Annotated in this window: 20 protein-coding genes; 14 read left to right on the top strand and 6 right to left on the bottom strand. The window is 50.6% G+C overall.

The genetic code is table 11. The features are described from left to right. Positions 1-30: 30 nt before the first annotated feature. Together ACYVH9_RS29515 and ACYVH9_RS29510 are read left to right on the top strand one after the other, a co-directional pair. Positions 31-990 carry an MBL fold metallo-hydrolase gene (locus tag ACYVH9_RS29515; protein ID WP_460640049.1) on the top strand — a complete coding sequence of 320 codons (960 nt, stop codon included), beginning with the start codon at positions 31-33 and terminating at the stop codon, positions 988-990. A 164-nt stretch (positions 991-1154) separates the two neighbouring features. Then, complete coding sequence (locus ACYVH9_RS29510) at positions 1155-2360, top strand: L,D-transpeptidase family protein (protein ID WP_460640048.1); 1206 nt, start codon at positions 1155-1157, stop codon at positions 2358-2360. A gap of 63 nt (positions 2361-2423) precedes the next feature. Here the strand turns inward: ACYVH9_RS29510 and ACYVH9_RS29505 are convergent, their stop codons facing one another. Further along, positions 2424-3104, bottom strand: a complete 681-nt coding sequence (locus ACYVH9_RS29505) for a murein L,D-transpeptidase catalytic domain family protein (RefSeq protein WP_460640047.1) — start codon at positions 3102-3104, stop codon at positions 2424-2426. A gap of 163 nt (positions 3105-3267) precedes the next feature. Here ACYVH9_RS29505 and ACYVH9_RS29500 point away from each other — a divergent pair, with 163 nt between their 5' ends. The 3 genes from ACYVH9_RS29500 to ACYVH9_RS29490 all read left to right on the top strand — a co-directional run bounded on the left by ACYVH9_RS29500 (position 3268) and on the right by ACYVH9_RS29490 (position 6312). After that, the gene (locus tag ACYVH9_RS29500) at positions 3268-3996 is read left to right on the top strand and encodes a methyltransferase domain-containing protein (RefSeq protein WP_460640046.1); all 729 of its coding nucleotides are present in this window, start codon (positions 3268-3270) and stop codon (positions 3994-3996) included. A gap of 68 nt (positions 3997-4064) precedes the next feature. Beyond that, positions 4065-5465: a hypothetical protein gene (locus ACYVH9_RS29495; protein ID WP_460640045.1), complete on the top strand. Its 1401-nt coding sequence runs from the start codon at positions 4065-4067 to the stop codon at positions 5463-5465. Between the two features lie 19 nt (positions 5466-5484). Beyond that, entirely contained in the window at positions 5485-6312 is an 828-nt protein-coding gene (locus tag ACYVH9_RS29490) for an EcsC family protein (RefSeq protein ID WP_460640089.1), read from the top strand. Here the strand turns inward: ACYVH9_RS29490 and ACYVH9_RS29485 are convergent. Together ACYVH9_RS29485 and ACYVH9_RS29480 are read right to left on the bottom strand one after the other, a co-directional pair. Then, positions 6290-6883, bottom strand: coding sequence for a hypothetical protein (locus ACYVH9_RS29485; RefSeq protein WP_460640044.1), 594 nt, complete (start codon positions 6881-6883; stop codon positions 6290-6292). The two genes, ACYVH9_RS29490 and ACYVH9_RS29485, sit on opposite strands and share 23 nt — an antisense overlap. A gap of 94 nt (positions 6884-6977) precedes the next feature. Beyond that, entirely contained in the window at positions 6978-7448 is a 471-nt protein-coding gene (locus tag ACYVH9_RS29480) for an FKBP-type peptidyl-prolyl cis-trans isomerase (RefSeq protein ID WP_460640043.1), read from the bottom strand. A gap of 219 nt (positions 7449-7667) precedes the next feature. Between ACYVH9_RS29480 and ACYVH9_RS29475 the strand changes: the two genes are divergently transcribed. Beyond that, a complete protein-coding gene (locus tag ACYVH9_RS29475; RefSeq protein ID WP_460640042.1) occupies positions 7668-8333 on the top strand; it encodes a fasciclin domain-containing protein in 666 nt (221 codons plus the stop codon). Between the two features lie 84 nt (positions 8334-8417). Here the strand turns inward: ACYVH9_RS29475 and ACYVH9_RS29470 are convergent, their stop codons facing one another. Further along, entirely contained in the window at positions 8418-8999 is a 582-nt protein-coding gene (locus ACYVH9_RS29470; protein WP_460640041.1) for a DUF4136 domain-containing protein, read from the bottom strand. A 245-nt stretch (positions 9000-9244) separates the two neighbouring features. On the opposite strand from ACYVH9_RS29470, the gene ACYVH9_RS29465 reads away from it, so the two are divergent. Then, positions 9245-10153: an EamA/RhaT family transporter gene (locus ACYVH9_RS29465; RefSeq protein ID WP_460640040.1), complete on the top strand. Its 909-nt coding sequence runs from the start codon at positions 9245-9247 to the stop codon at positions 10151-10153. 137 nt (positions 10154-10290) lie between these two features. Continuing rightward, positions 10291-11226, top strand: coding sequence for a sugar phosphate isomerase/epimerase family protein (locus ACYVH9_RS29460; RefSeq protein WP_460640039.1), 936 nt, complete (start codon positions 10291-10293; stop codon positions 11224-11226). 82 nt (positions 11227-11308) lie between these two features. On the opposite strand, the gene ACYVH9_RS29455 is transcribed toward ACYVH9_RS29460, so the two are convergent. Next, a complete protein-coding gene (locus tag ACYVH9_RS29455; protein ID WP_460640038.1) occupies positions 11309-13015 on the bottom strand; it encodes an IlvD/Edd family dehydratase in 1707 nt (568 codons plus the stop codon). 181 nt (positions 13016-13196) lie between these two features. On the opposite strand from ACYVH9_RS29455, the gene ACYVH9_RS29450 reads away from it, so the two are divergent. Both ACYVH9_RS29450 and ACYVH9_RS29445 read left to right on the top strand, forming a co-directional pair. Continuing rightward, positions 13197-13598, top strand: a complete 402-nt coding sequence (locus tag ACYVH9_RS29450) for a response regulator (protein ID WP_460640037.1) — start codon at positions 13197-13199, stop codon at positions 13596-13598. A gap of 11 nt (positions 13599-13609) precedes the next feature. After that, positions 13610-16030, top strand: a complete 2421-nt coding sequence (locus ACYVH9_RS29445) for a PAS domain-containing protein (RefSeq protein ID WP_460640036.1) — start codon at positions 13610-13612, stop codon at positions 16028-16030. A 24-nt stretch (positions 16031-16054) separates the two neighbouring features. Here ACYVH9_RS29445 and ACYVH9_RS29440 read toward each other — a convergent pair whose 3' ends face one another. Continuing rightward, positions 16055-17200 (bottom strand): redoxin domain-containing protein, encoded by a 1146-nt coding sequence (locus ACYVH9_RS29440; RefSeq protein ID WP_460640035.1) that lies wholly within the window; start codon positions 17198-17200, stop codon positions 16055-16057. A gap of 182 nt (positions 17201-17382) precedes the next feature. Here ACYVH9_RS29440 and ACYVH9_RS29435 point away from each other — a divergent pair, with 182 nt between their 5' ends. The 4 genes from ACYVH9_RS29435 to ACYVH9_RS29420 all read left to right on the top strand — a co-directional run bounded on the left by ACYVH9_RS29435 (position 17383) and on the right by ACYVH9_RS29420 (position 22954). Beyond that, the gene (locus tag ACYVH9_RS29435) at positions 17383-18855 is read left to right on the top strand and encodes a M48 family metalloprotease (protein ID WP_460640034.1); all 1473 of its coding nucleotides are present in this window, start codon (positions 17383-17385) and stop codon (positions 18853-18855) included. Positions 18856-18923: 68 nt separating this feature from the next. Beyond that, positions 18924-21113 (top strand): alpha-galactosidase, encoded by a 2190-nt coding sequence (locus ACYVH9_RS29430; protein ID WP_460640033.1) that lies wholly within the window; start codon positions 18924-18926, stop codon positions 21111-21113. Between the two features lie 328 nt (positions 21114-21441). After that, a complete protein-coding gene (locus tag ACYVH9_RS29425; RefSeq protein ID WP_460640032.1) occupies positions 21442-21771 on the top strand; it encodes a hypothetical protein in 330 nt (109 codons plus the stop codon). A gap of 118 nt (positions 21772-21889) precedes the next feature. Then, positions 21890-22954 (top strand): NADH:flavin oxidoreductase/NADH oxidase, encoded by a 1065-nt coding sequence (locus tag ACYVH9_RS29420; protein WP_460640031.1) that lies wholly within the window; start codon positions 21890-21892, stop codon positions 22952-22954. Positions 22955-22986 lie beyond the last annotated feature (32 nt).

Here is a 22986-nt window from a genome sequence, read left to right as displayed (position 1 = left end):
TACAAAAGAAAACAAAACCAAACGAGGGGTATGGAAAGTCAGACAAGTGTTAACCCGGAAACGGGCCTGGAGTTGGGGCCGTACGACGTTGCGGAAGATGTCCGGGGTATAAAGAATGTTTTTGTCAATGTGTTTTTTATCGGGGAGGCCCAACCCGGTTGTAAATGGGTGCTGGTGGATGCGGGCACGTCGAGTGGAGCCGAGCCGATCCGTAAAAAAGCCGCTGAGTGGTTTGGCGAGAACAACCCTCCCCAGGCCATTTTGCTGACACACGGCCATTTTGATCACGTGGGATCGCTGGAAACGCTGTTGAAAGAATGGACGGAAGTACCCGTGTATGCGCATCCACTGGAACTGCCGTTTTTGCAGGGCAAGGCCAATTATCCACCACCCGACCCGGCGGTGGGCGGTGGGGCCATGGCGTATCTGTCGTGGATGTTCCCGGCCAGTGGCATCGATCTGGGGGATCGGGTTAAACCGTTGCCGGAAGATGGGTCGATAACGGAACTACCCGAGTGGCGCTGGATTCATACGCCCGGCCATGCGCCCGGCCACGTATCCTTTTTCCGGGAATCGGATCGGACTTTGATTGCGGGCGATGCTTTTACCAACACCAATCAAAATTCGGCCATTTCGGTCATGACTCAAAAAGAAGAGCTGCATGGCCCTCCGGCTTATTTCACGATTGATTGGGAAGCCTCCAAGCGCTCCATTCAAACGCTGGCAGGGCTAAACCCAACGGCTGCCGGGACGGGGCACGGAAAGGCAATTCTGGGTATTCAATTGCCCCAACTGCTGGAAGACCTGATCCATCATTTCGAAAAGCGCGAGGTTCCCAAGGATGGGCGGTACGTCAAACAGCCGGCCCACACGGATGAGCAGGGAGTGGTCGATATGCCCCCACCGGTTTCGTACCACGTGGCCCGCATCATTGGTATCGGGCTGATTGTCGGGACGGTTATGGCGCTGGTCGGCAGCCGGCGCAAATAAGCGGTTTGGTTCGCTGATAATCATGTGCAAAACCCCGAAGGTAAAATCTTCGGGGTTTTTGATTGAACGAAATTGATAACCAAAAACCGGATTTTGCAAACACCGCCCCATGAATCGGAGTTTTATAGGTGAATACAATCTAGTATACTATTGTAAGCCTAGCTATGGAACGTCGTAATTTAATTATAGTCATTGCAAGTGCGGTGGTTGTGCTGGTGGTTGGCTGGTTTGCCCTGAAACATTTTGGGGTGCTGGACAAGAATGATGTGCCAGCCGAGGGCTGGAACCGCGACCAGGCCGAGCTCGTGATGCGGCAGTTGTGCCGGGCCGCCGACTCGGTTGGTATTGACACGGCCCGCTATTCGTTTGTGGAGACAGATACCAAAAAAGAATTTGGGGAGAAGTTCACGGGGTTGTTGCTGGAACTGCGGTTTGGTCTAAAACCGTCGCGGATTACCTACACCAAGCTGCCGGAAAAAGTAGATACCGTCTGGGCCATCGGAATGCTGAAAAAAGACGAGGGGCGGTCGGCGCTGGATTCGCTGAAGAAAACGCCGGTTTTCGGGCATTATACGGCTTTGGTGAATCATTATACCCGGTTACGCAAGGCGGCAGCGTATGATTCGGCCAAATACATTCGGCAAACCCTGAATTTTTATCGCTACCTGAATCGATTTGAATTTGATCGGTTTCTGGTTGTAAACGTTCCTGCAGCGCAGTTGAATATCTACGACCGCAGCGGAAAATGCCTGTTGCCGATGGACGTTATTGCTGGTAAAAAAGATGCCAAGACGCCATTTTTTACTACTTACCTTACGGATATTATAACGTATCCGTACTGGAATGTCCCGCGCGGGATTGGAATCAAAGAGATTTTGCCAAAGGTGCAGGCGAATGAGCAGTACCTGGAAAACCAGAACATGGAAGTGTTGAACGAAAAAGAGCAAATCGTTGATCCTTCCGAGATCGAATGGGCCGATCTATCGGCGGAAAACTTTCCGTATCGGTTTCGTCAGGCTTCCGGATGCAGCAATTCGCTGGGGTTGATCAAATTCAACCTGACCGGCCCCGGAGCCATCTATTTGCACGATACCAATGCCCGGGATCTGTTCAACCAGACCTCTGATCGCTGGCGGAGCCACGGGTGTATGCGGGTGCAAAAGCCGGTCGAACTGGCCAATTACCTGATGGGAACGCAGGTGCTGGATGAAGGATTCATGAACCGCTGCATGGTTGATCAGAAACCGCAAACCCTGAAACTGCCCAAACCGTTCCCGGTTTTTGTGGTCTACAACCGAGCAGATGTTGACGAAAAAGGGCAGCTTCGCTTTTACAGAGACGTTTACGGGCTAGACGGTAACCCGATTTGATGACAGAACCCCATTTGCCTAAGAATGATCTTGATGATTTTTTAGGCAAATGGGGTTGACTGGTTACAGCAAAAAGGTTGATTTGGTCAGATAGTTGTTATTGGGCGAATACACGAATAGACAGGAACCACCCTTAATCGCCTGAATAATGTCTTTGCTGACGGCATTATCGACAGCGGGGCAACCCTGACTGCGCCCTAATCGACCCGTTCGCCGGATAAAATCTTCACAGACGTAATCCGCACCGTGCATAACAATGGCGCGGCTGAAGGCATTATCGTTAAAACCCTGCTCCAACCCTTTCAATTGCAGGGACAAACCGTGCTTTCCCTGGTAAGTACCGAGCGTCTGGTAAAAACCCAGGCTGGATTGGTAGGAGGAAGACGTGTTGGAAAACGTAGCAGCCATCAGTTCTCCGGAATTTCGGCCGTGGGCCACATACGTCTGAAATAGCAGCTTATGGGTATTTAAATCAATAACGTATAGCCTTTTCTTGCTGGAGGGCTGGCTTAAGTCAACAATGCTAAGGACAGATTTAGGAAAATTCGTTTTTTGTAGCCCACGCAGGGCATAGTCAAAAACTTCACGGCTAAGACCGCTGTTGGCGAGGTTTAGTTCGTCAAAAATGCCAGCCCAGTGACTGGAGCGATCAAGGATCGAATGACGGGTGTGTTTTACCGTTGTACCGATACTAGCCAGACTGAGGGGCAAGATAACAAGAAGTAGCAGCAGCGCTTTTTTCATAAAACGTTGATTAAGGGGTTGTATGTAAAAAAGTGGTGTAAATAAATAACGGTAGTAAGGCGAAAATAATTCGGTTCACTCGATATTTGTAATATGAACATACTAGGTATAGTTCAATTATAGAGTGAGAACTGAATGATTTTGCGTCAAAACTAGTACCGTTGTGAATAAAAAAGAGATTATTAAAGAAATACAGCAGGAGTATTCAAATCATGGGTATACGTTGTACCACGCTCATCGTTACGCGACGTTAATTGAGCTAATAGGGCGGTTTTCGAAGGATGATTCTAAAATTCTGGATATTGGCCGATCTCAGTTTACGACTATTCTTCAAAAACGGTTGGGTAAGTTTATTGACACACTTGGTTTTGATGCGGAAGGAGAGTACTCGACAGGGTTTCATTACTTTTTCAATTTGAACGATTGCCAGTTTTCCGAAAAATGCCGAACTGACCTGCCAAAATACGATATTATTATAATGGCCGAAGTGATTGAGCATTTATATGTTTCGCCATTACTGGTTTTAAATTTTCTGAAATCAATTCTGACGAAAGACGGAATTTTAATTGTTCAAACACCTAATGCGGTGGCAATTCACAAACGTATTAAAATGATGTTTGGCAGAAATCCGTTCGAACAAATTCGGAAGGAATACACCAACCCTGGACACTTTAGAGAATACACTGTAGCAGAGTTAAGAGAAATTGGGAACGCTTTAGGATTGTCGACCAAAATGCTGACTACCGGTAATTATTTTGATTATCAGTATCGTCCGGTGCATGGCGAACATCCGGTTAAACCGCAACCAAAGTTAGGTTACCTTAATACTTTTTTTAATTTGCTTCCTAGCAGTTTAAAGCCAGGTATCACAATAGTGTTTCAAAATCAGTGATGTATTGATCCGCAAATTGAAAAGTGATGAAAAGGACGGTAGGATTTTGGGTGATTAGTTGTTTCATAATGCACTCGCTGTGTGCAGCGTTGCCTGTAGTGTCTATTCAGACGTATAAAAAAGCCGGTGATCCTGATTTTACGCAAGCCGCCGTTCGCGCCTTTGTTTACCTGAAAAGCAAAGGTGGAGGAACACTGACTTATCCGGCGGGGAAATTTGTGCAGGGACCCGTTGAAATTCCGGGGTCAACTATCACGGTTCAGGGCGCTGGAATGAATAAAACACTCATTGTTAGAACGGAAGAGCGAGGATTTGCTTTTTACGCAAACAGCAAAAAAAATGTAGTAATTAAGAATTTAACAATCGACTGTGACAAAAGTCTGATTCAGGGCGGTATCTACTTTGGCGGAGGTACCAATTGTTGGGCAGATCGGGTATCGATTAAAAATGCGGATGCGGCTTCGTTTGTTGTCGAAACCTTGTTATATAACGGGGGAGGGGCTTCGGCACCTGCGGACCGCAACGGTTTTCGGTATTGTCAGGTTAGTGGGCAAAAACGATACCATGATGTGGGTGGAAAGTCACCGTTCATTGCGGGAGGGTATGCCAAGAACACGCGTTTCGAGTACTGCACGGCTACGGACTGCATCGGCGATTATTTTGACAGCGACAATGCCCCCGGAAGTGTGTTTTTGCACTGTACGGCGCGTAGTACAAAAGGAATCAGTCCATACGCAGGGTTCTGGTCCGAAGGGGAGCAAACCGACTCCGACCATCGCGTTACCTGGATAAACTGTAAGGCAACCGGATTTCGGGTTGGGTTTGGTATTTCGGAACGGGCCAAAGGAACTATTCGAAACAGTGAGGCCGAAAATTGTGTCAACGCGATTAAAGGACTGCATCATAATTTTCGGATAACCGTCGATAACTTTGTAAGCCGAAACTGTGGGAAAGGGCTGGAAGCCATTGACACCGATGGCGCACTGACGTTCAGCGGGCCGGTCACCCTGACCAACGTACGAACCGTCAACACCGTTGCTCGCAATTCCTTTTCCAATTACGGCGGAGGCAGTTCAACCGAAGAAGAAACCGTTATTGGGCCCGGTTGTGTGTTTGACAGAGATGCCCACATTAGCTATGAAAATTCGGGCTCGCGCCGGATTACGGTCAATGGAGCTACATTTCGGGGCGGTAATATCAGGTATTACAACGGCCAGCTGACGGAACTGCTGGTCAAAAACAGCCAGTTTATCAACAGCGGTATTGTGGGAGCGCGCATCAAACAAAGCCGGGTTACGGCCGGAAGCCGGTTTGTTACAACAGACAGCACCCGAACGGCCATTCAACTGAGTCTAGGGGCCTATAATACTACCGTCGACAATTCGACGTTTGAAGGCTATAAACGCGTATCCGACAATGCCAAGCTCGGTACGGGCGTTCGACAAAACTACCGACGGCAACCCCGCTGATCTGAACCTGTTAACCGACATGTCACCTTACGAAGACGCCGTTGTGCGCGAATTGACTACCTGGCGTCTGAAGATGATGCGCAAACCGTCAGTGGTCAATCGGCTTTCGAGAAATCTGCAAACCCGCCTGAACCGGATTATTCCGGAAAAAGTGCACCAGGTCATTACGGCCACCATTAAACAAATGACGCGAGCGGTGTTGTTCGGAGCCGAATTCCTGACACGGCAACCGGTTTTGCATCATTTATCCTTGGAAGAACGCGAGCAGAAGGTGCGGGAACGAATTGCGTTTTATAAAACCGCGGGAGCCGCTGAAGGGGGCGTAACGGGGGCCGGGGGTATTTTGCTGGCGTTGGCGGATTTTCCGGTTCTTCTGGCGTTGAAAATGAAGCTCTTGTTTGAGATTGCCGCTATTTATGGCTACCCGATTAAAGAGTATAAGGAGCGGTTGTACATTATGCACATCTTTCAGCTGGCCTTTTCGAGCCAGGAACGTCGGCAGGCGGTTTACCTGCAGATGACCAATTGGCGGGAAAAGAGTCAGCAGTTTCCCGATGATATTCATCAGTTCGACTGGCGGACCTTTCAGCAGGAATACCGGGATTATATTGATCTGGCTAAAATGGCTCAGCTCGTACCGGGGATCGGCGCTGCAGTTGGGCTAGTGGTCAACTACCGATTGATCGACGCGCTCGGAAAAATCGCCATGAATTCCTACCGGATGCGCTGGGCGGAAGAGCGAAGAATGGAAAGTGGGCCAAGGACCGAGGGTAACTTACCTGCAACGCGTCAGTCGCCCTCGTCCCTTCCCCCGTTGCCCGGCGCTATTTTGCCGCCGGAGGGTTGATCATGATGTGGGCGCGGTGTGTGCCAGGATCCATGATCCAGGGCATTCCAGGTGCTTCAGGTTTGAGGGGAAGCCCCGTGCTTTCGGCCGTTGCGTACGGAATGTAAACGACATACCGCAGATACCCCTTCTTAACGTCGCCGGTTGTAGCGTTGTAACTGGAGTCGGGAGCCGAATAGACAAACAGGGAAGAGGGCTGCTTTGGCATTTTCCATTTACCGGCTTTTTCTTCTTCTTCCCGGATTTTCATGATCTCGGGAGCACTCTTGCCCGCTTTTTTTAGTTCTCGTCCGCGCGCCATGAACGGTTCCAGATCTTTATGATAACAGGAAACGTTGAGTCCTTTCTGCGAGGGATCGTCGGCCAGGCAAACGTATTCATTGGTTCCCTTGCGCAGCAGGATGAATTCATTTTTGCCCGAATAACCGTAAACCGTAGCCCCATCGCGTTTATCGGCCGGAGCGGCCAGAACGGCGGTTTTAACCTGAATTTCGGGGCTAGGTGCGGTGGTTTGTGCGGCTAATGAGGAAGCCCAACAACCGGCCAGTAAGAGGAGGATAGCGTTTTTCATTGTCAAGGGGTTATAAAAAAGTAGCCTGTCGATTGCCAATTTACCCATAATGGGAAAATAACGGCAGTCGACAGGCTATTTATTTGTGAATGGCTTAGTGGTGATGGCCACCGGGACCGTGCACGTGTTTGTGCACAACCTCTTCGCTGGTCGCATCCCGCACATCAACCACTTCAACATCGAAGTTCAACTCCTGGCCCGCCAGGGGGTGGTTGGCATCAATCGTTACCTGATCATCACCAACTTCGGTAACGGTAACTACTTGCCCTTGATTGGTTTGGAACTGCATTCCAACCTGCACCGGCTGACCACCGAAAGCGCTCTTGGGAACCGCCTGAATCATCTGCGGATCGCGGAGACCGTAGCCTTCTTCGGCCGAAACCTTGATCTGAAATTTTTCGCCGGGGGATTTTCCCACCAGACCGTTCTCCATACCCGGAATCAGGTTGCCTTCACCGTGCAGGTAATAAAGCGGATCCCGACCTTCACTGGAATCGAGAATATTGCCGTCGTTGTCGCGCAGTGTATAGTGAATGCCGGCAACTTTGTGTTTGGAAATTTGCATGTGAATCGAATTGAATAAAAAACAAAGGTTATACTTTTTTTGACAAACGAAGCAATCATTTGCTTTTCTACGCTAAGATTACCGGTTTCCGAAGGCTCCCAATGAAATATTCACGGAGCCCGGCCCGTTAGTCCCTCTACAACATAACTAACAATTCACAGAAGGAATGGTTAAAAGATGTTAGTTTCTCAACGTATTGTTTCACAAATCCGTTTTATCATGCAAAAAAAAGCAATTTTCGCCGTCGCTCTGTCAATGGGCCTAATGCTGGGCGCTACCAAAGCCGTTGTTGCTCAGACGACTCAGGATTCGACCTCGCGGAGCAGTACGGCCCCGCAAACGGACGTTGTAGGCAGTAGCACGTCGGTTTCAACCCAGAGCAGTGCCAATGCATACGGCCCAATGGGAGCAGGGCGTGAATCGCGGAATGCGATGAAACCCGGTGGTGCAACAAACCGGGATTTAGCGATCAGTGCGGCCAAATCCGCCGACCATACGGTTCTTTTCCGGGCCTTGCGGGTATCGGGCTTATCGGAGCAGGCTGGCGGAAAAGGCCCCTACACGGTTTTTGCACCTACCAACGAGGCTTTTGACAAACTGCCCGACGGTACCCTCAACGGTTTACTGGAACCGGCAGCCAAGAAAAAGCTGGTGAAATTGCTGTCGTATCACGTAGTGAAAGGCAATTACTCATCCGATCAGTTGCAGGATGGGCAGAAGTTAAAAACCGTAACGGGCGGTACACTCACCGTCGGCAAACAGGGCGAAACCATTACGATTACCGATGAGCAGGGCAATGCCGCTACGGTAAATCGGGCGGACTTGGAAGCGACCAACGGCACCATTCACTCCATCGATACGGTGTTAATGCCGAAAACAAAGTGATGTAAATGGAATGAAAATGAGGAGCGATAAATGATGGACTAAAACCGCCCGCATTCATCGCTCCTCATTTTTTATTCTTCAGGTTTATCCCTTCCGGTTGGCCCGGCCCCGTTCGGGGTATTTTTCCAGGATTCGGTCAATATCTTTGGGTAACTGGCTGGCAATTCGGGTGGGTTCGTTGATGGCATTTTCGACAGCGCCCCGCCAGACTAGTTTGCGGGTTTTGGCATCGACCATGTCCACCACAACGGTTCCTTCATTGTACTGTTCCTGGCGAGTTGAGTTTCCGCCCCAGCCCCACCAGGCCGGTCCCCAGCCGCGCCAGCCCCAGCGCCCCCAGCCGTAAAAGGGGCCGTACAATGGGTTAGGATCGTTAACGGTCCGGGTTTTCTTCTCCACAAAGAAATGGTAGCCAATGAGCAAATCCGGCTTGGATTCATTCCGGGTCAGGCCTTTTTCCGTTAATTTATCGTCTACGGTATTTTCAACATTCTGGGTGGCGAGGTCATTGTAGTAAGCCGGGTTTTTACCGGCCTGTACGTCGGAATCCATCCAGGCGTAGGTTTTGTATTTGTTAAAATTAACTTTTGAATTATAGTCTACCGTAACCGGCGAACAACTCCAGATGATCAGCACCAATCCAGACAGCAACATTATCTTTTTCATAACAGGGAGCTTGTTGATTACTTATTTATCAACTGTCTGTACAAGCTATTGTTTCTGGAAAACAGGAGGGTTGAACGGCAACGAGCTTTCGGTCCGTGGGAATCGCGCTTCTTTCCTGATTCTAAAAATCGTTTTAGTGGCTCTTTGGTAATTGCGCAAAAAGAAGGAGAATCTGCCGCACCGGCGTTCCATGTAACCGCCCAGACTGCTACCTTTGGCCTGAACTTATTCCTACTGCCTCTACCATGCTGTTTTTGTGCCTGAGCATCGTGCTTTCGGTTGTGTTGCTGCTCAACTTTCGTATCTTTCCGCGTTATCAGGTCAATACGTTCCAGGCTATTGTTTTCAACTATCCGGTATGCTTTCTGACCGGTTTTTTGCTGCTTCCACGTAATCAGCCGTTTTCCATCGATTTGGCCCAAACCTGGACCTGGCTGGCCCTGGGGCTGGGTGTCGGGTTTATCATAACATTTATTCTGTCCGGCATTTCAACGCAGCGCATGGGTATCACAACAACATCGCTGGCCAATAACATGTCGCTGGTGGTGCCGGTTTGTTTTAGCCTGTTTGTGTTTCAATCCGGTGGTAAAACCTTTGATGCCTTCAATTACATAGGGCTGGTGCTGGCGGTAGTGGCCGTTGGGCTGAGTACATTTAAAAAAGAAGAAGGACAAACCGTCAAAACGTTCGGTTGGGCTACCTTGCTGCCGGTTGCGGTTTTTCTGTTGTACGGAACCACCAACACCATGATCAATTACATGAATATCCGGTACATTTCGTCAGCCGACAACACCTTACAGGTCACGTTGACGATGGTGCTGGGGGCGGTGCTGGCCGGGTTGGTCATGCTGACTTTTCGGGCTGTTCAGGGAAAAGAGAAATTCGAGTTTCGAAATGTGTTGGGAGCGGTTACGCTAGGAGTCCCCAACTTCTTGAGTTTTTACACGCTGCTTCTGGCGCTATCCCAATTTGGCGGCAATGGGGCCTTTGTATACCCGCTTTACAACATTGGTGTTATTCTGGTGGCGGCTGTTACAGCTGCGCTTTTTTTTAACGAAAAATTGCTCGTTGTCAACCAGATCGGACTGGCGCTGGCTATACTGGCCATCGGCCTGATATCATGGCAAGAACTGGCGCAAGCGGTGTATCAGTAGCCAAAAGACGGGAGATAAAAGGCCACAGCGCAAGACCATTTTAGCGCATTACTCTGGTCGTAGATTGCATTTCCTTTGTCGGATTTTCAGATAATTCTGTATTTTTCGCTCTCAAACGTCTATTCTAACATCCTTTCATGAACCGTCGTCAGACTCTTGCTGCCTTAGCCGCCACGACTGGTGGAGCCGTTCTGGCACCAACTACTATGTCCGCTAATCCTGCCCCTCAAGTTGTTAAAGATCCTCCGCCGTTTGCGTATGCATTGAACGTAAGTACCATTCGCGGCCAGAATCTCGGTTTTGTAAAGGAACTCGAAGTGGCTTCCAAAGCCGGGTTTCGGCACGTCGAAATCTGGATGAATTCCTTTCAGGATTACCTGAAATCGCATACTACCGCCGATGTTCGCAAGTTGCTGGGCGACCTGGGGCTGAAGGTGGAAAACGCCATCGGTTTTGCCCAATGGATTGTTGATGACGATGCAACCCGGACCAAAGGTGTGGATCAGCTCAAAAAAGAAATGGAGTTATTGGCCGAAATTGGTTGTAAACGCACAGCAGCTCCGCCGATGGGCGCCACGCAACAGCCCGGGCTGGATCTCCGAAAAGCCGCCGAACGCTACCGGACCATCCTGGAAATGGGTGACAAAATTGGGGTAGTTCCCCAACTCGAACTCTGGGGGGGATCAAAGAACCTGAATAAACTGAGTGAGGTAATGTTTGTTGCCATTGAAAGCGGACATCCGTCGGCGCGGGTTCTGCTGGATATCTACCACCTTTACAAAGGCGGTTCCAGTCCGGCGAGTTTACCGCTGGTTGGCAAACCCGGGATTGAAATTTTCCACCTGAATGACTACCCGACTAACCCGCCCCGCGAAACGATTGGCGATGCCGACCGCGTGTATCCCGGCGATGGGGTGGGGCCGGTTCGTGAGACGCTCAAGCAGATCAAAACCCCCGGCAAAACCATTGTGCTGTCGCTGGAGCTCTTCAACAAAAGTTACTACGCGCAGGATGCACTGGCCGTAACCAAAACAGGGTTGGAGAAAATGAAGAAAGTAGCCGAAGGAGTGTAAATGTACCCGCGGACTTTAGTCCATGAGATGCTGAATCATCCAGGTATCCAGATCTATCACAGACTAAAGTCCGCGGGTACGTTTAATGCGAATCCCGCTTCACCACCGGCCCTGAGCAGCCTTGCAGAAAATCAAAATCGGCTCCTTCGTGGGCTTGTAGGACGTGACGAATGTACATTCGCGTATACCCACGGTCGTACCCCAGATCAATCGGTTTGAAGTGCGCCAGTCGGCGAGCCAGTTCTTCCTCGTCGACGTGCAGGTGCAAAAGCCGTTTGTCAACATCCAATGTAATCATATCGCCATCCTGCACCAGCGCCAGGTTGCCGCCAACGGCGGCTTCCGGCGAAACGTGGAGCACCACTGTGCCGAACCCCGTGCCACTCATGCGGCCGTCCGAAATCCGGACCATGTCATGAACGCCCTGCGCCAGCACTTTGGCCGGGAGCTGCATATTGCCTACTTCCGGCATCCCCGGATAGCCTTTGGGCCCCACGTTCTTCAGTACCAGCACGCAGGAGGGGTCTACATCCAGATCCGGATCATCGACGCGCTTTTTGTAATCGTCGATGTTCTCAAAAACCACCGCGCGACCCGTATGCTGCATGAGTTCCGGGCTGGCCGCCGACGGTTTTAACACGGCCCCGTTCGGGCAGAGGTTTCCGCGTAAAACCGCTACGCCCGATTCGGGCTTGAACGGTTCGGCCACCGACGCAATAACATCGCGGTTGTAGCATTCGGCGTTGGCGCAATTTTCGCCCAGCGTCCGGCCGTTGATGGTCATGGCATCGTTGTGCAAAAACGATTGCAGCTCTCTGATGATGGCGGGCAGGCCACCGGCGTAGAACAAATCTTCCACAAAATGTTCGCCCGACGGCTGTAAGTTGGCCAGCAACGGTATTTGAGCTGACAACTGATCGAAATCATCGATTGACAATTCTACGCCCATACGGCCTGCGATGGCGGTGAGGTGAAGAATGAAGTTGGTAGAACCGCCCAAAGCGGCATTGACCATAATCGCATTTTCAAATGCCTGGCGGGTTAGAATCTGGGATGGGCGGATATCTTGCCGGGCCAGCTCAACCGCCCGCATTCCGGCCAGGTGGGCCAGCACTTTTCGGCGCGAATCAGCCGCCGGAATGGTTGCGTTATCGGGCAACGCCAGACCTAGAGACTCCACCATTGCGGCCATGGTGGAAGCCGTACCCATGACGGCGCAGTGGCCCTGGCTGCGGGCCATGCAAGCTTCGGCGGCTACAAATTCTTCCTGCGACATTTCGCCTTTTTTGTTTGCTTCGGCAAAACGCCAAAGGTCGGAGGTGCCGATGTTTCGGCCTTTGTATTTGCCCGCGAGCATTGGTCCACCCGATACCACCAGCGTCGGCAGATCAACACTGCAAGCGCCCATCACCAGCGACGGGGTGGTTTTATCGCAACCGCACAGCAACACGACCGCATCCATCGAATTGCCCCGAATTGATTCTTCCACATCCATGCTGGCCAGGTTTCGAAACAGCATGGTGGTCGGTTTCATTTGGCACTCGCCCAGTGACATTACCGGAAATTCCAGCGGAAAACCGCCCGCTTCCCAAACACCCCGTTTGACGGCTTCGGCCAGATCACGGAAATGAGCATTGCAGGGAGTAAGTTCCGAAAATGTATTGCAAATGCCGATAACCGGCTTACTTTCAAATAGATGGTGTGGGAATCCCTGGTTTTTCATCCAGGCCCGATAAATAAAACCGTCTTTGCCGGTGCGGCCAAACCATTCTTGTGATCGAAGGTGCATTTGTAAAAAATAAAGTTAGTGAGTAAAGGAACTAGTGGTTACCTAACGAAAAAATCCCCGCATCGACGCGTTGGGTCGGTAAGTTAGAAAGTTTTCGGTAAATGAGTGATGCCGCGCATTTCATCAATACTATTTAATACCTTCGTAAGCATTACCCTATCCCATCTTACCATCTACTTGCATGAACGCATCGGTGACTTGTTTTTTGATTGACGACGATGAAGACGATCAGGAACTGTTTACCCTGGCTTTAAAAAAAGTGGACCCGACGCTGACCTGTGTCGTGGCCGATGATTGCCGGGAAGCGCTACAAAAACTGAAACAGGATGACAATTTTTGGCCGCAATACATTTTTCTGGACCTGAACATGCCCCGGATGCATGGGAAGCAGTGTTTGGTCGAGCTGAAGAAGATTGCCCGGATTGAACACATTCCGATTATTATTTATTCGACTTCTTCGGAGCTAAAAGATATTGTAGAAACCAGAGAGCTGGGCGCTACGGACTTTTTGACCAAACCTCCGCTGCTTTCGACCCTGACAGCTCATTTGTCGAAGTTGCTGCTGGATCGGCCGATGGCTTGAGTTTGCATTTCATGAAAACGAATTCCCTGCAATCTACCTACCGATTCCTGGCCGACGGGGGCGAAATGGGGCAGTTGATCCGCACCACTGACTGGTCCGAAAGTCCGTTGGGCACCATTGAAAACTGGCCCCAGAGCCTGCGCACTACGCTCAGTATTGTGCTGCATTCAAGATTTCCCATGTTTTTGTTCTGGGGACCGGATCTGCTCTGTTTTTACAACGACGCCTACCGGCCAAGTCTGGGCGTCAGTGGCAAACACCCGATGGCGCTGGGGCAACGAGGTGATTTGATCTGGCCCGAAATCTGGGCGGATATAAAACCGTTGATTGACCAGGTCATGGCGGGCGGTGAAGCCAGTTGGAGCGAAGACCAGTTATTGCCGATTTACCGCAATGGCCAGGTCGAAGATGTTTACTGGACGTTCAGCTACAGCCCGGTACACGACGAGTCAGGAGAAGTTGGTGGGGTGTTCGTTACCTGTACGGAAACCACCGAAAAGGTAATCAACTTGAAGAGCCTGGAAGAAAGCAAGGATCAGTTGATGTTTGCCATCGAAGCGGCTGAGCTCGGCACCTGGGACCTTGATCCGGCAACGAATCGCTTTACGGGCAACAACCGGCTCAAGTCGTGGTTTGGACTCGGCCCCGAACAGGAAATTTACCTGCCCCTGGCGCTGGCTTCCATTGCCGAAAAAGACCGGCAACGGGTGACGGAGGCCATTCAAACCGCTCTGCAGCCTTCTTCCGGTGGTTACTATGATATAGAATACACCATTATTAATCCGGTGGACCAGCGAGCGCGACCGGTTCGGGCGAAAGGGCGCGCCTTTTTTGACGAGTCGGGGGTTGCCTATCGGTTTAATGGTACTTTGCAGGATTGCACGGAGGAGATTCACGCCCGCGAAGAGCAACAAAAACTGATGACCCTGGTGGAGAACAGCGTTGATCTGATGTCGGTGCTGGGGCTGGACGGAAAAAATACGTATATCAACAAAGCCGGAAAACGGTTGCTGGGCGTTGATGATGACCAGGACGTGTCGCTGATTCCCATAACGGATTTACACACACCCGAGCAGTTTGATTTTGTCAGCTCGGAAATCATTCCCTCGGTGATGGAAACCGGTCGTTGGTCCGGGCAGTTTGCGGCCCGTAATAGGAACACCGGCGAAACCATTCCCCTCTACAACAATTGCTTACGGATTGACGACCGAACCACGGGCTTGCCGCTGGCAGTGGGTGCCGTCATGCGGGATTTGCGGCCTGAAATGGCCGCGCAGAAAGCGCTGGAAGAAAGCCGGGAGCAATTTCGGCTGCTGGCTGATTTTATGCCGCAATTTGTCTGGGCAGCCCAGCCATCGGGCGAGTTGACGTATTTCAACCAGTCGGTTTACAATTTTTCCGGTTTGTCTACGGAAGAAGTGCAGCAAAATGGCTGGCGCCGACTGGTGCACCCCGACGAACGGCAGACCACCGCCGAGGCCTGGATGAACAGCATAAAAAAGGGCGAACGGTTTGTGTTTCAGCACCGTTTTCGGCGTCATGATGGAGAATACCGCTGGCAGCTGAGTCGGGCTGTACCAATGAAGAATAACAACGATGCGATTCAATGGTGGATTGGCACGAGCACTGATATCGACGACCAGAAGAAGATGGCGGACGAGCTGGAGCAGATGGTTCAGCTGCGTACGCACGAATTACACAACAGCAATCAGGAGCTGATTAAGACCAACCGTGAACTGGAGCAGTTTGCTTACATTGCCAGCCACGATTTGCAGGAGCCGTTGCGCAAAATTCAGTCGTTTTCCGAACTACTTTCTTTGAACTTGACGGATCGGCAGCTGTCGGAGCAGTACCTGGCCAAAATCAGCACTTCTGCCCAGCGCATGGGTGACCTGATCAAATCGGTGCTTAATTATTCCCGCTTATCCCAAACGGCTGATCGCTTTATCGCAACGGATCTGAACCAGATTCTGACGGGCGTTGAGTCGGATTATGAACTGCTGATTGAGCAAAAACGGGCAATCATTCGTCGCCCGGAGTTGCCGGTCATTGAAGGCATTCCGATGCACCTGAACCAGCTTTTTTCCAACCTGGTCGGGAATTCCCTGAAGTTTTCCAGTCAGGAACCCGTGATCGAAATCACGGCTCAAACCGTGCGGCCTGATGACCTGACGCAGCTACCGGGATTGAAGCCGGAACTGCCGTACGTTCATATTCAGGTGAAAGATAATGGGATCGGTTTTGAACAGGAATATGCCGAGCGGGTTTTTACCATTTTTCAGCGCCTGAATCACGCCCGATCCTACAGCGGAACCGGCATTGGGCTGGCGCTCTGCCGAAAGATTGTGGAAAACCATTCGGGCAAAATCACCGCCGAAAGTGAATTAAACAAAGGCGCCACGTTTCATATTTACCTGCCGGTAAAGCGGTAAAAGGGAGCTGGCGTGGGTGGTCATTTACGGAATCAGCTCTCTGATGGTCTTGCTTAGATCGTCACCCCGCAGGTTTCGGGCGATGATTTTGCCGGTTGGGTCAATCAGTAAATTTGCCGGAACACTGTTGATGCCGTATTGCTGGGCCACTTCATTTTTCCAGCCTTTCAGATCACTCACATGCGACCAGTCTAATTTGTCTTTCTGAATGGCATTCAGCCAGTTCTGCCGGCTGTTATCGAGTGAGACCGAGAAAATGGTGAAGTTTTTGTTCTTAAACGTATGGAAGGTTTTAACCAGATTCGGGTTTTCCTCACGGCAGGGGCCACACCAGCTTGCCCAGAAGTCAATCAGAACGTATTTGCCTTTGAACGACGACAGTTTTATAATGTTGCCCACGGTGTCGGCCTGGGCAAATTCGGGTGCCATCTTACCGATGTTCAACCGACTCATCATGTCGATCTGCTGACGGAAGTATTTGGCTTGCAATGATTTGCCGATTTGTGCCGTTTCCAGCTTGGTCAGCATACTGTCGGCTCCCGCCAGGTCGTTCAGGCTCAGCAAAACCCCCAGGACATTGACGCTGGCGGCCTGATTGGGATGGGCGGAAATAAAATTTTTGAAGCGAACCAGGTCTTGTTTGACGGCTTCTTCCCGGTCTTTAGTTGCCGATTGCATGGCATTGACATCGTTAGCGGCTTTGGCGCTTCCATAGCGGGCTTCGGCGCGTTTGTACCGATTCACAACAGCCGTATCCATCATCATTTTTTCCAGCTGTTTCCGCAGGTTTTCCTCCTTTGATCCGGTCACGGTAACGGCGAAAAGCGAATCCGCGTTGCCCCGAATGGTAATGGGCGAATTTTCGAGGTAGAAAAACTGCTTGCCCGGCTTTCCATCGACGCTAATACCAAAAAAGGCAACTTCGTCTAACTTGCCTTTGAACGTAAATTGACCTTTGGCATTGGCAACAGTGGTATCCGATTGCTGCCTGCTTTTGTAGAACGAGTTTTCCGTTAAAATGATCTTGCGATTGGCCGCGTTTTTCAGTGAGCCCGTAATCGTATAACCGCCCGCAGCGGGTTGAGCAGCGGTTTTCTTTACGGTTTTTGACTGTGAATAGACTTCAACGGACAGAAACAGAGAAAGGGTGTACAGGAAAATGAATTTCATGACTCAGGTGTTAATAGCAATTGTGTACTAAACGAAACGGGCAGGTACTGTTTAAATCTTAGCAAATTTATTGCCTAATTTGCTTTCTCCCGGTCATATGAGAAAATGACCGTACTTATAATCCCCAAACAAAAGGGGGGATGTTGTTAGTTCATACGAAAAAACGTATACCATCTCACACTATGTGTACCAATTCTGCCTTGTTTCGTACGTTTGTTTTGGCTACCCTTTTCGGGCTGTCGGCTTGTTCCCGTAATCCAGTAACGGGAAAGCGCGAACTATCGCTGATGTCAACCGAACAGGAAATTGCCTTGGGCAAAGAATCCCATCCGTCGGTAGTAGCCACGATGGGGCTGTATGAAGACAAAAAACTGAATGATTTTATCAACGAAAAAGGCAAGGCGATGGCCCGAATATCGCACCGCCCGGATCTGCCTTACCAGTTCTATATTGTTGACTCGCCAGTCGTAAACGCGTTTGCGGTGCCGGGTGGGTACGTGTACTTCACGCGCGGAATCATGGCTCACTTCAACAACGAAGCGGAGTTTGCCGGGGTGCTTGGGCACGAAATTGGACACATTACAGCCCGGCACTCGGCCCGCCAGCAAACCAGCCAGTTGCTGGGCACGATCGGCGTCATCGGTGGCGCTATTCTGGTGCCACAACTCGGGCAAAGCATCGAAGCACTGCAACAGGGATTAGGGCTTTTTTTGCTAAAATACAGCCGGGATCACGAGTCTGAATCGGACAAAATTGGGGTGGAATATTCGAGTAAAATCGGGTATGATGCTCGTCAGATGGCTAATTTTTTCTCGACTATCAAACGCATTTCGGATAATGCCGGCCAGCAGGTACCCGACTTCCTTTCTACGCACCCGGATCCGGCCAATCGGAATGCAAAGGTCAAGGAAATGGCAACGGCCTACCAACAGCAGAACAAAGGCACTTATCAGATCGAGCGGGATCGGTACCTGCGCATGATCGACGGTATTTTGTACGGCGACGATCCCCGGCAGGGATTTGTCGAAAATGATATGTTTTATCACCCGGAGCTGCGGTTTCAGTTTCCGGTTCCGAAAGGCTGGCAGCATCAGAACTCTCCCTCGCAATTTCAGATGGCGGCCAAGGATGGCAAGTCGGCCATGATTCTGATGCTGGCCAAAGGGAACACCCTCGAAGAGGCTTCGCAAACGCTGGTGCAGCAACTGGGGCTGAAAGTACTCGAAAGTGGTCGCACCACGATCAATGGCAATCCGGCGCTGGTTATGATTTCACAGCAGCAGCCGCAACAACAACAGGAGCAAACGCAGCAGCAGGATCCCAAGTCCGTACTTCAGCTGGGAACCTGGCTGATTCAGTACAACAAGGCCATTTACGCCCTGCACGGATTGTCAGCCGCTGGTGATTTTCAGGGAGCCTACCGCACGTTCGAGCCCGTAGCCAACAATTTTCGGGCACTGACGGATCAGGAAAAAATTAACCGCAAACCAGAACGGGTTCAGGTTCGGACGGTTTCGCGCGACGGCTCATTTAAAGAAGTAATGCAAAGCCTGGGAATGCCATCCAATCGGATCGAAGAACTGGGCGTACTGAATAGCATGAAAACCGACGATAAAGTTACACGTGGGTCGTTGATCAAGATTATCGGTCGGTAGTGAAGGTTTGGGGAGTGGGCAAATGACTAAAAAAAGGTAATTTGCCCACTCCCCAAACCCTCATTCCCATGACTTTCCGAGTCTGCCTGCTGTTTTGCTTGCTGACCACTTCTGGTCGCGCCCAATTGTCTTCCCTGCCGGTTTATCGTCCTGCCGTTTTCTCGGGCGACTGGCTCGTAACGCCGGTTGCACAGAAAGCGGGTGTTTATCGCACCAATCAGGACAAAGAGTTAGTCTTGTCGAATGGCTTGCTGCTCCGACGGTTTCGAATTTCTCCCAATCTGGCAACGATTGATTACCGGAATCTGACTACCAACGAACAATTTATCCGGTCGGTCAAGCCGGAAGCGGTGGTTGTTCTGAACGGAAAACGGTATCGGGTGGGGGGGCTGGATGGGCAGAAAGAACACGCCTATCTGAAGGAAGAATGGATCGACGGTTTTACTACAAACGCTTCCGATTTTCGGTACCAACGCTTTCATCTTTCGTCCCTCAATCCGATTCTCAACTGGCAAGCTCGCAACTGGGCAATGAATCAGAACCAGCCGACGGGGCAGGAGTTGAGACTGGTTTTTTCCTCCCCATTACCCGAGCTGAAAGGGGTTGAGGTGGTGGTGCACTACGCGCTTTACGACCGCATCCCGACCTTGTCTAAATGGATAACAATCGACAATAAAAGCGGGAAGCCCTTGCACATCGATCAGGTTATCAACGAAATTCTGGCAACCCCTGAGGAAGAATCGGCGGTGGTCGGTAAGCCCGACCAGATGAAAAAACCGCAGCGGATTTACATCGAAAACAACTTCGCCTTCAATAACGCCATGCGGTATGAGCTGTCCGATCAGGCATCGCACTGGAAAACCGATTCCCTATATACCTCACAGGTAAATTACGATTTTCAAACCCCCTGTCTGCTGGAAGTATATCCAACCCTGGGCGTGGGTATTGAGCTGGAACCGAACCAATCGTTCACCTCGATTCGAACGTATGAACTGTTGCTGGATTCGTACGACCGCGAGCGGAATGGGCTGGCCCGGCGCCAATTTTACCGAACCGTGGCACCCTGGACCACGCAGAACCCGATCTTCATGCACCTCGTCAGTACCGATCCGGCGGTGGTTCGAAACGTTATCGATCAATGTGCCGAAACGGGTTACGAAATGGTGATTCTGAGTTTTGGCAGTGGCCTGAATATGGAGGACGACAGCCCGGACAATATCCGGAAGTTCAAAGAACTGGCCGATTATGCCCACAGCAAAAAAATAAAACTGGGCGGCTATTCGCTGTTCAGTAGCCGCCGAATCGACGACGAAACCGATGTGATCGATCCTAAAACCGGATTGCCAAATAAAGGCGCTTTTTTCGGTCACGCCCCCTGTCTGGCCAGTGCCTGGGGCATTGCGTACGTGAATAAACTCCGGAAATTCATGACCGAAACGGGTTTTGACCTGCTCGAACACGATGGGCCGTATCCGGGCGATGTTTGCGCTTCGGTAAAACACCCCGGCCACAAAGGACTGAATGATTCGCAGTGGGTCCAGATGGAAATGCAAAAAGGATTGTATCGGTTTTTGAGTGAAAAAGGGGTTTATATCAACGCGCCGGACTGGTATTTTATGGATGGTACACATAAAATTGGCCTGGGCTACCGCGAAGTAAACTTTTCGCTGTCGCGGGAGCAGCAGAAAATTCTGAACCGGCAGAATATTTACGATGGAACCTGGGAAAAAACGCCGTCGATGGGCTGGGGTTTTGTGCCGCTGACGAAGTACCAGGGTGGAGGGCCCGAAGCGGTGCTCGAGCCACTCAGCGAACACCGGAATGACTATGAGCAGCTGATGATGCAATACTACGGCGCGGGCATTCAGGCGTGTTACCGGGGGCCGCGGTTGTACGATACGGAAGAAACGAAGCAAACCGTTAAGCAGGTTGTTGGCTGGTACAAAAAATACCGGTCGATTCTTAATTCCGACATCGTTCACCTCCGACGACCCGACGGGCGCGATTGGGACGGTATCATGCACGTGAATCCGTTGTTGCCCGAAAAAGCCCTGGTCATGCTGTACAATCCGTTAAAAACACCTGTTCGGCGAACCATCAAACTGCCGCTTTATTACACGGGTCTTCAAAAAACGGCTTCGATTCGCGTGGGGGAGGGCCAGTCGCAAGCCTATCCCATGAACCAGCAACAGGAGGTAACGCTAACCGTTGATTTGGAGCCCGACAGTTATCAATGGCTGGTTGTCGGAAGTAAGTAATTTGTACTTAATTAAACGGTTTGTATGACGAGAAATAGTTACATTTTTTCAATTTAAATATTGTAAGCGGTTTTTGTAAGTTTTCAATAATGTGCTGTTAGTCTGAACGTTGTTTTAATGTATTTGTTCTTTAAGCTACATGTAGAGGCAAGGTTGTCTTATTTTAATTCAAAAACACTTGTCTCTTTTAGCCTCCCGGGATAAACCGCGGCTGACATGATTCCGGAAAAACAGTGCGTCTCTTTTTGGCATTGATGAGTTGATTCTATATCAAGTCTGAAAGCTAATCCGGTGTCTGCACTCTATTTTTTCACGAAACTTCATCACGATGAGCCGATTTTCTGTGATTTATCAGTCTAAAAAACAGTATTACCATATTCTTTGTGATACTCATTCTCAGGCTACTCTTATTTTGCGGCAGTTATACAGTAAGAAAAAGAAAACACCCGTTGGGATTTACGACGCCAAAACCGAGCTGTTTTATTGGGATGCAACCCGTCAGCAGCAATTTGACCAGCTATCGCTTCAAGAACAGGGCAAATATGGCAATGAGATGATTGCAACCGCCCAGCGCTTACGAACCCACACCGAGCATGACTTGCTGGCGGATGATCACATCCAATCCGATGTTTTACAGCGCCCTCTTTCTCTGTTGTAATTTCTATGATTTAAATCGGGCGGCTTTCAACCGGGTTATAGCCTTCCGAAAAGTCGCCGATTTTTCGAACTCCTTTGGATGACTGGTGGTTACCAAAGCACATCCCTTTTGCAATTATATGCCTGACTTATTCAGTCCACTGACCATACGAAGTGTCCGTTTCAAGAACCGAATCGCCGTTTCGCCCATGTGCCAATATTCTAGTGAAGACGGTTTTGCCAATGATTGGCACCTGGTTCATCTGGGAAGCCGGGCCGTTGGCGGGGCGGGTTTAGTGATTACCGAGGCCACGGCGGTTTCGCCGGAAGGACGTATTTCGCCCCACGATCTGGGTATCTGGAAGGACGAACACCTGCCGTTTCTGAAACGCATTACGGCTTTTCTGGAAGCCCACGGAACGGTTCCCGGCATTCAGCTGGCCCACGCAGGCCGGAAAGCGAGCCATCAGCGGCCCTGGGACGGCGGAAAATTTATTGCGTCTGACACCGACCGGGGCTGGCAGACCGTTGCGCCTAGTTCTATTCCATTTACACCGTCGGAACCGGAGCCGGAAGAATTGACGCTCGATGGCATCGAAAAGGTACTGGTGGATTTTGTCGCTGCCACCCGGCGGGCGCTGGAGGCCGGTTTTAAAGTTCTGGAATTGCATGCCGCCCATGGCTATTTGATCCACGAATTTCTGTCGCCCCTGAGCAATCAGCGGACGGATCAGTACGGCGGGTCATTTGAAAACCGCATTCGAATTTTACTCGAGCTGATTGAACGGGTTCAAGCCGTCTGGCCACCGGAGAATCCGCTGTTTGTTCGCATCTCGGCAACCGACTGGACAGAAGGCGGCTGGACCGAGGAGGATTCTGTAGCGCTGTCAACCATCTTAAAAGACAAAGGCGTGGATTTGATCGACTGTTCGACGGGTGGCAATGTGGCAGGGGCCAAAATTCCGCTCGGACCGGGCTATCAGGTGCAGTTTGCCGAAAAAGTAAAAAAAGAAAGTGGCATTATGACCGGCGCGGTTGGCCTGATCACCACGGCTGAACACGCCAACGAAATCATAACCAGCGGGCAGGCTGACCTGGTGTTGATGGCCCGCGAACTCCTGCGCGATCCCTACTTTCCGTTGCATGCCGCTAAGCAGTTGGGCGCCGAGACCGACTGGCCGGCGCAGTATGTGCGGGCGAAATAAACACATAGGCAGAATCCCTATCTTGAACCCCT

The organism is Larkinella harenae (assembly GCF_054780515.1).
This window is presented reverse-complemented; position numbering and strand designations above follow the sequence as displayed.

What these genes read in the sequence shown, in the direction of transcription:
- ACYVH9_RS29515 (WP_460640049.1), top strand. Translation starts at nt 31, where the DNA reads ATGGAAAGTCAGACAAGTGTTAACCCGGAAACGGGCCTGGAGTTGGGG.
- ACYVH9_RS29510 (WP_460640048.1), top strand. Translation starts at nt 1,155, where the DNA reads ATGGAACGTCGTAATTTAATTATAGTCATTGCAAGTGCGGTGGTTGTG.
- ACYVH9_RS29505 (WP_460640047.1), bottom strand. Translation starts at nt 3,104, where the DNA reads ATGAAAAAAGCGCTGCTGCTACTTCTTGTTATCTTGCCCCTCAGTCTG.
- ACYVH9_RS29495 (WP_460640045.1), top strand. Translation starts at nt 4,065, where the DNA reads ATGCACTCGCTGTGTGCAGCGTTGCCTGTAGTGTCTATTCAGACGTAT.
- ACYVH9_RS29490 (WP_460640089.1), top strand. Translation starts at nt 5,485, where the DNA reads ATGTCACCTTACGAAGACGCCGTTGTGCGCGAATTGACTACCTGGCGT.
- ACYVH9_RS29485 (WP_460640044.1), bottom strand. Translation starts at nt 6,883, where the DNA reads ATGAAAAACGCTATCCTCCTCTTACTGGCCGGTTGTTGGGCTTCCTCA.
- ACYVH9_RS29480 (WP_460640043.1), bottom strand. Translation starts at nt 7,448, where the DNA reads ATGCAAATTTCCAAACACAAAGTTGCCGGCATTCACTATACACTGCGC.
- ACYVH9_RS29475 (WP_460640042.1), top strand. Translation starts at nt 7,668, where the DNA reads ATGCAAAAAAAAGCAATTTTCGCCGTCGCTCTGTCAATGGGCCTAATG.
- ACYVH9_RS29470 (WP_460640041.1), bottom strand. Translation starts at nt 8,999, where the DNA reads ATGAAAAAGATAATGTTGCTGTCTGGATTGGTGCTGATCATCTGGAGT.
- ACYVH9_RS29465 (WP_460640040.1), top strand. Translation starts at nt 9,245, where the DNA reads ATGCTGTTTTTGTGCCTGAGCATCGTGCTTTCGGTTGTGTTGCTGCTC.
- ACYVH9_RS29460 (WP_460640039.1), top strand. Translation starts at nt 10,291, where the DNA reads ATGAACCGTCGTCAGACTCTTGCTGCCTTAGCCGCCACGACTGGTGGA.
- ACYVH9_RS29455 (WP_460640038.1), bottom strand. Translation starts at nt 13,015, where the DNA reads ATGCACCTTCGATCACAAGAATGGTTTGGCCGCACCGGCAAAGACGGT.
- ACYVH9_RS29450 (WP_460640037.1), top strand. Translation starts at nt 13,197, where the DNA reads ATGAACGCATCGGTGACTTGTTTTTTGATTGACGACGATGAAGACGAT.
- ACYVH9_RS29445 (WP_460640036.1), top strand. Translation starts at nt 13,610, where the DNA reads ATGAAAACGAATTCCCTGCAATCTACCTACCGATTCCTGGCCGACGGG.
- ACYVH9_RS29440 (WP_460640035.1), bottom strand. Translation starts at nt 17,200, where the DNA reads ATGAAATTCATTTTCCTGTACACCCTTTCTCTGTTTCTGTCCGTTGAA.
- ACYVH9_RS29435 (WP_460640034.1), top strand. Translation starts at nt 17,383, where the DNA reads ATGTGTACCAATTCTGCCTTGTTTCGTACGTTTGTTTTGGCTACCCTT.
- ACYVH9_RS29430 (WP_460640033.1), top strand. Translation starts at nt 18,924, where the DNA reads ATGACTTTCCGAGTCTGCCTGCTGTTTTGCTTGCTGACCACTTCTGGT.
- ACYVH9_RS29425 (WP_460640032.1), top strand. Translation starts at nt 21,442, where the DNA reads ATGAGCCGATTTTCTGTGATTTATCAGTCTAAAAAACAGTATTACCAT.
- ACYVH9_RS29420 (WP_460640031.1), top strand. Translation starts at nt 21,890, where the DNA reads ATGCCTGACTTATTCAGTCCACTGACCATACGAAGTGTCCGTTTCAAG.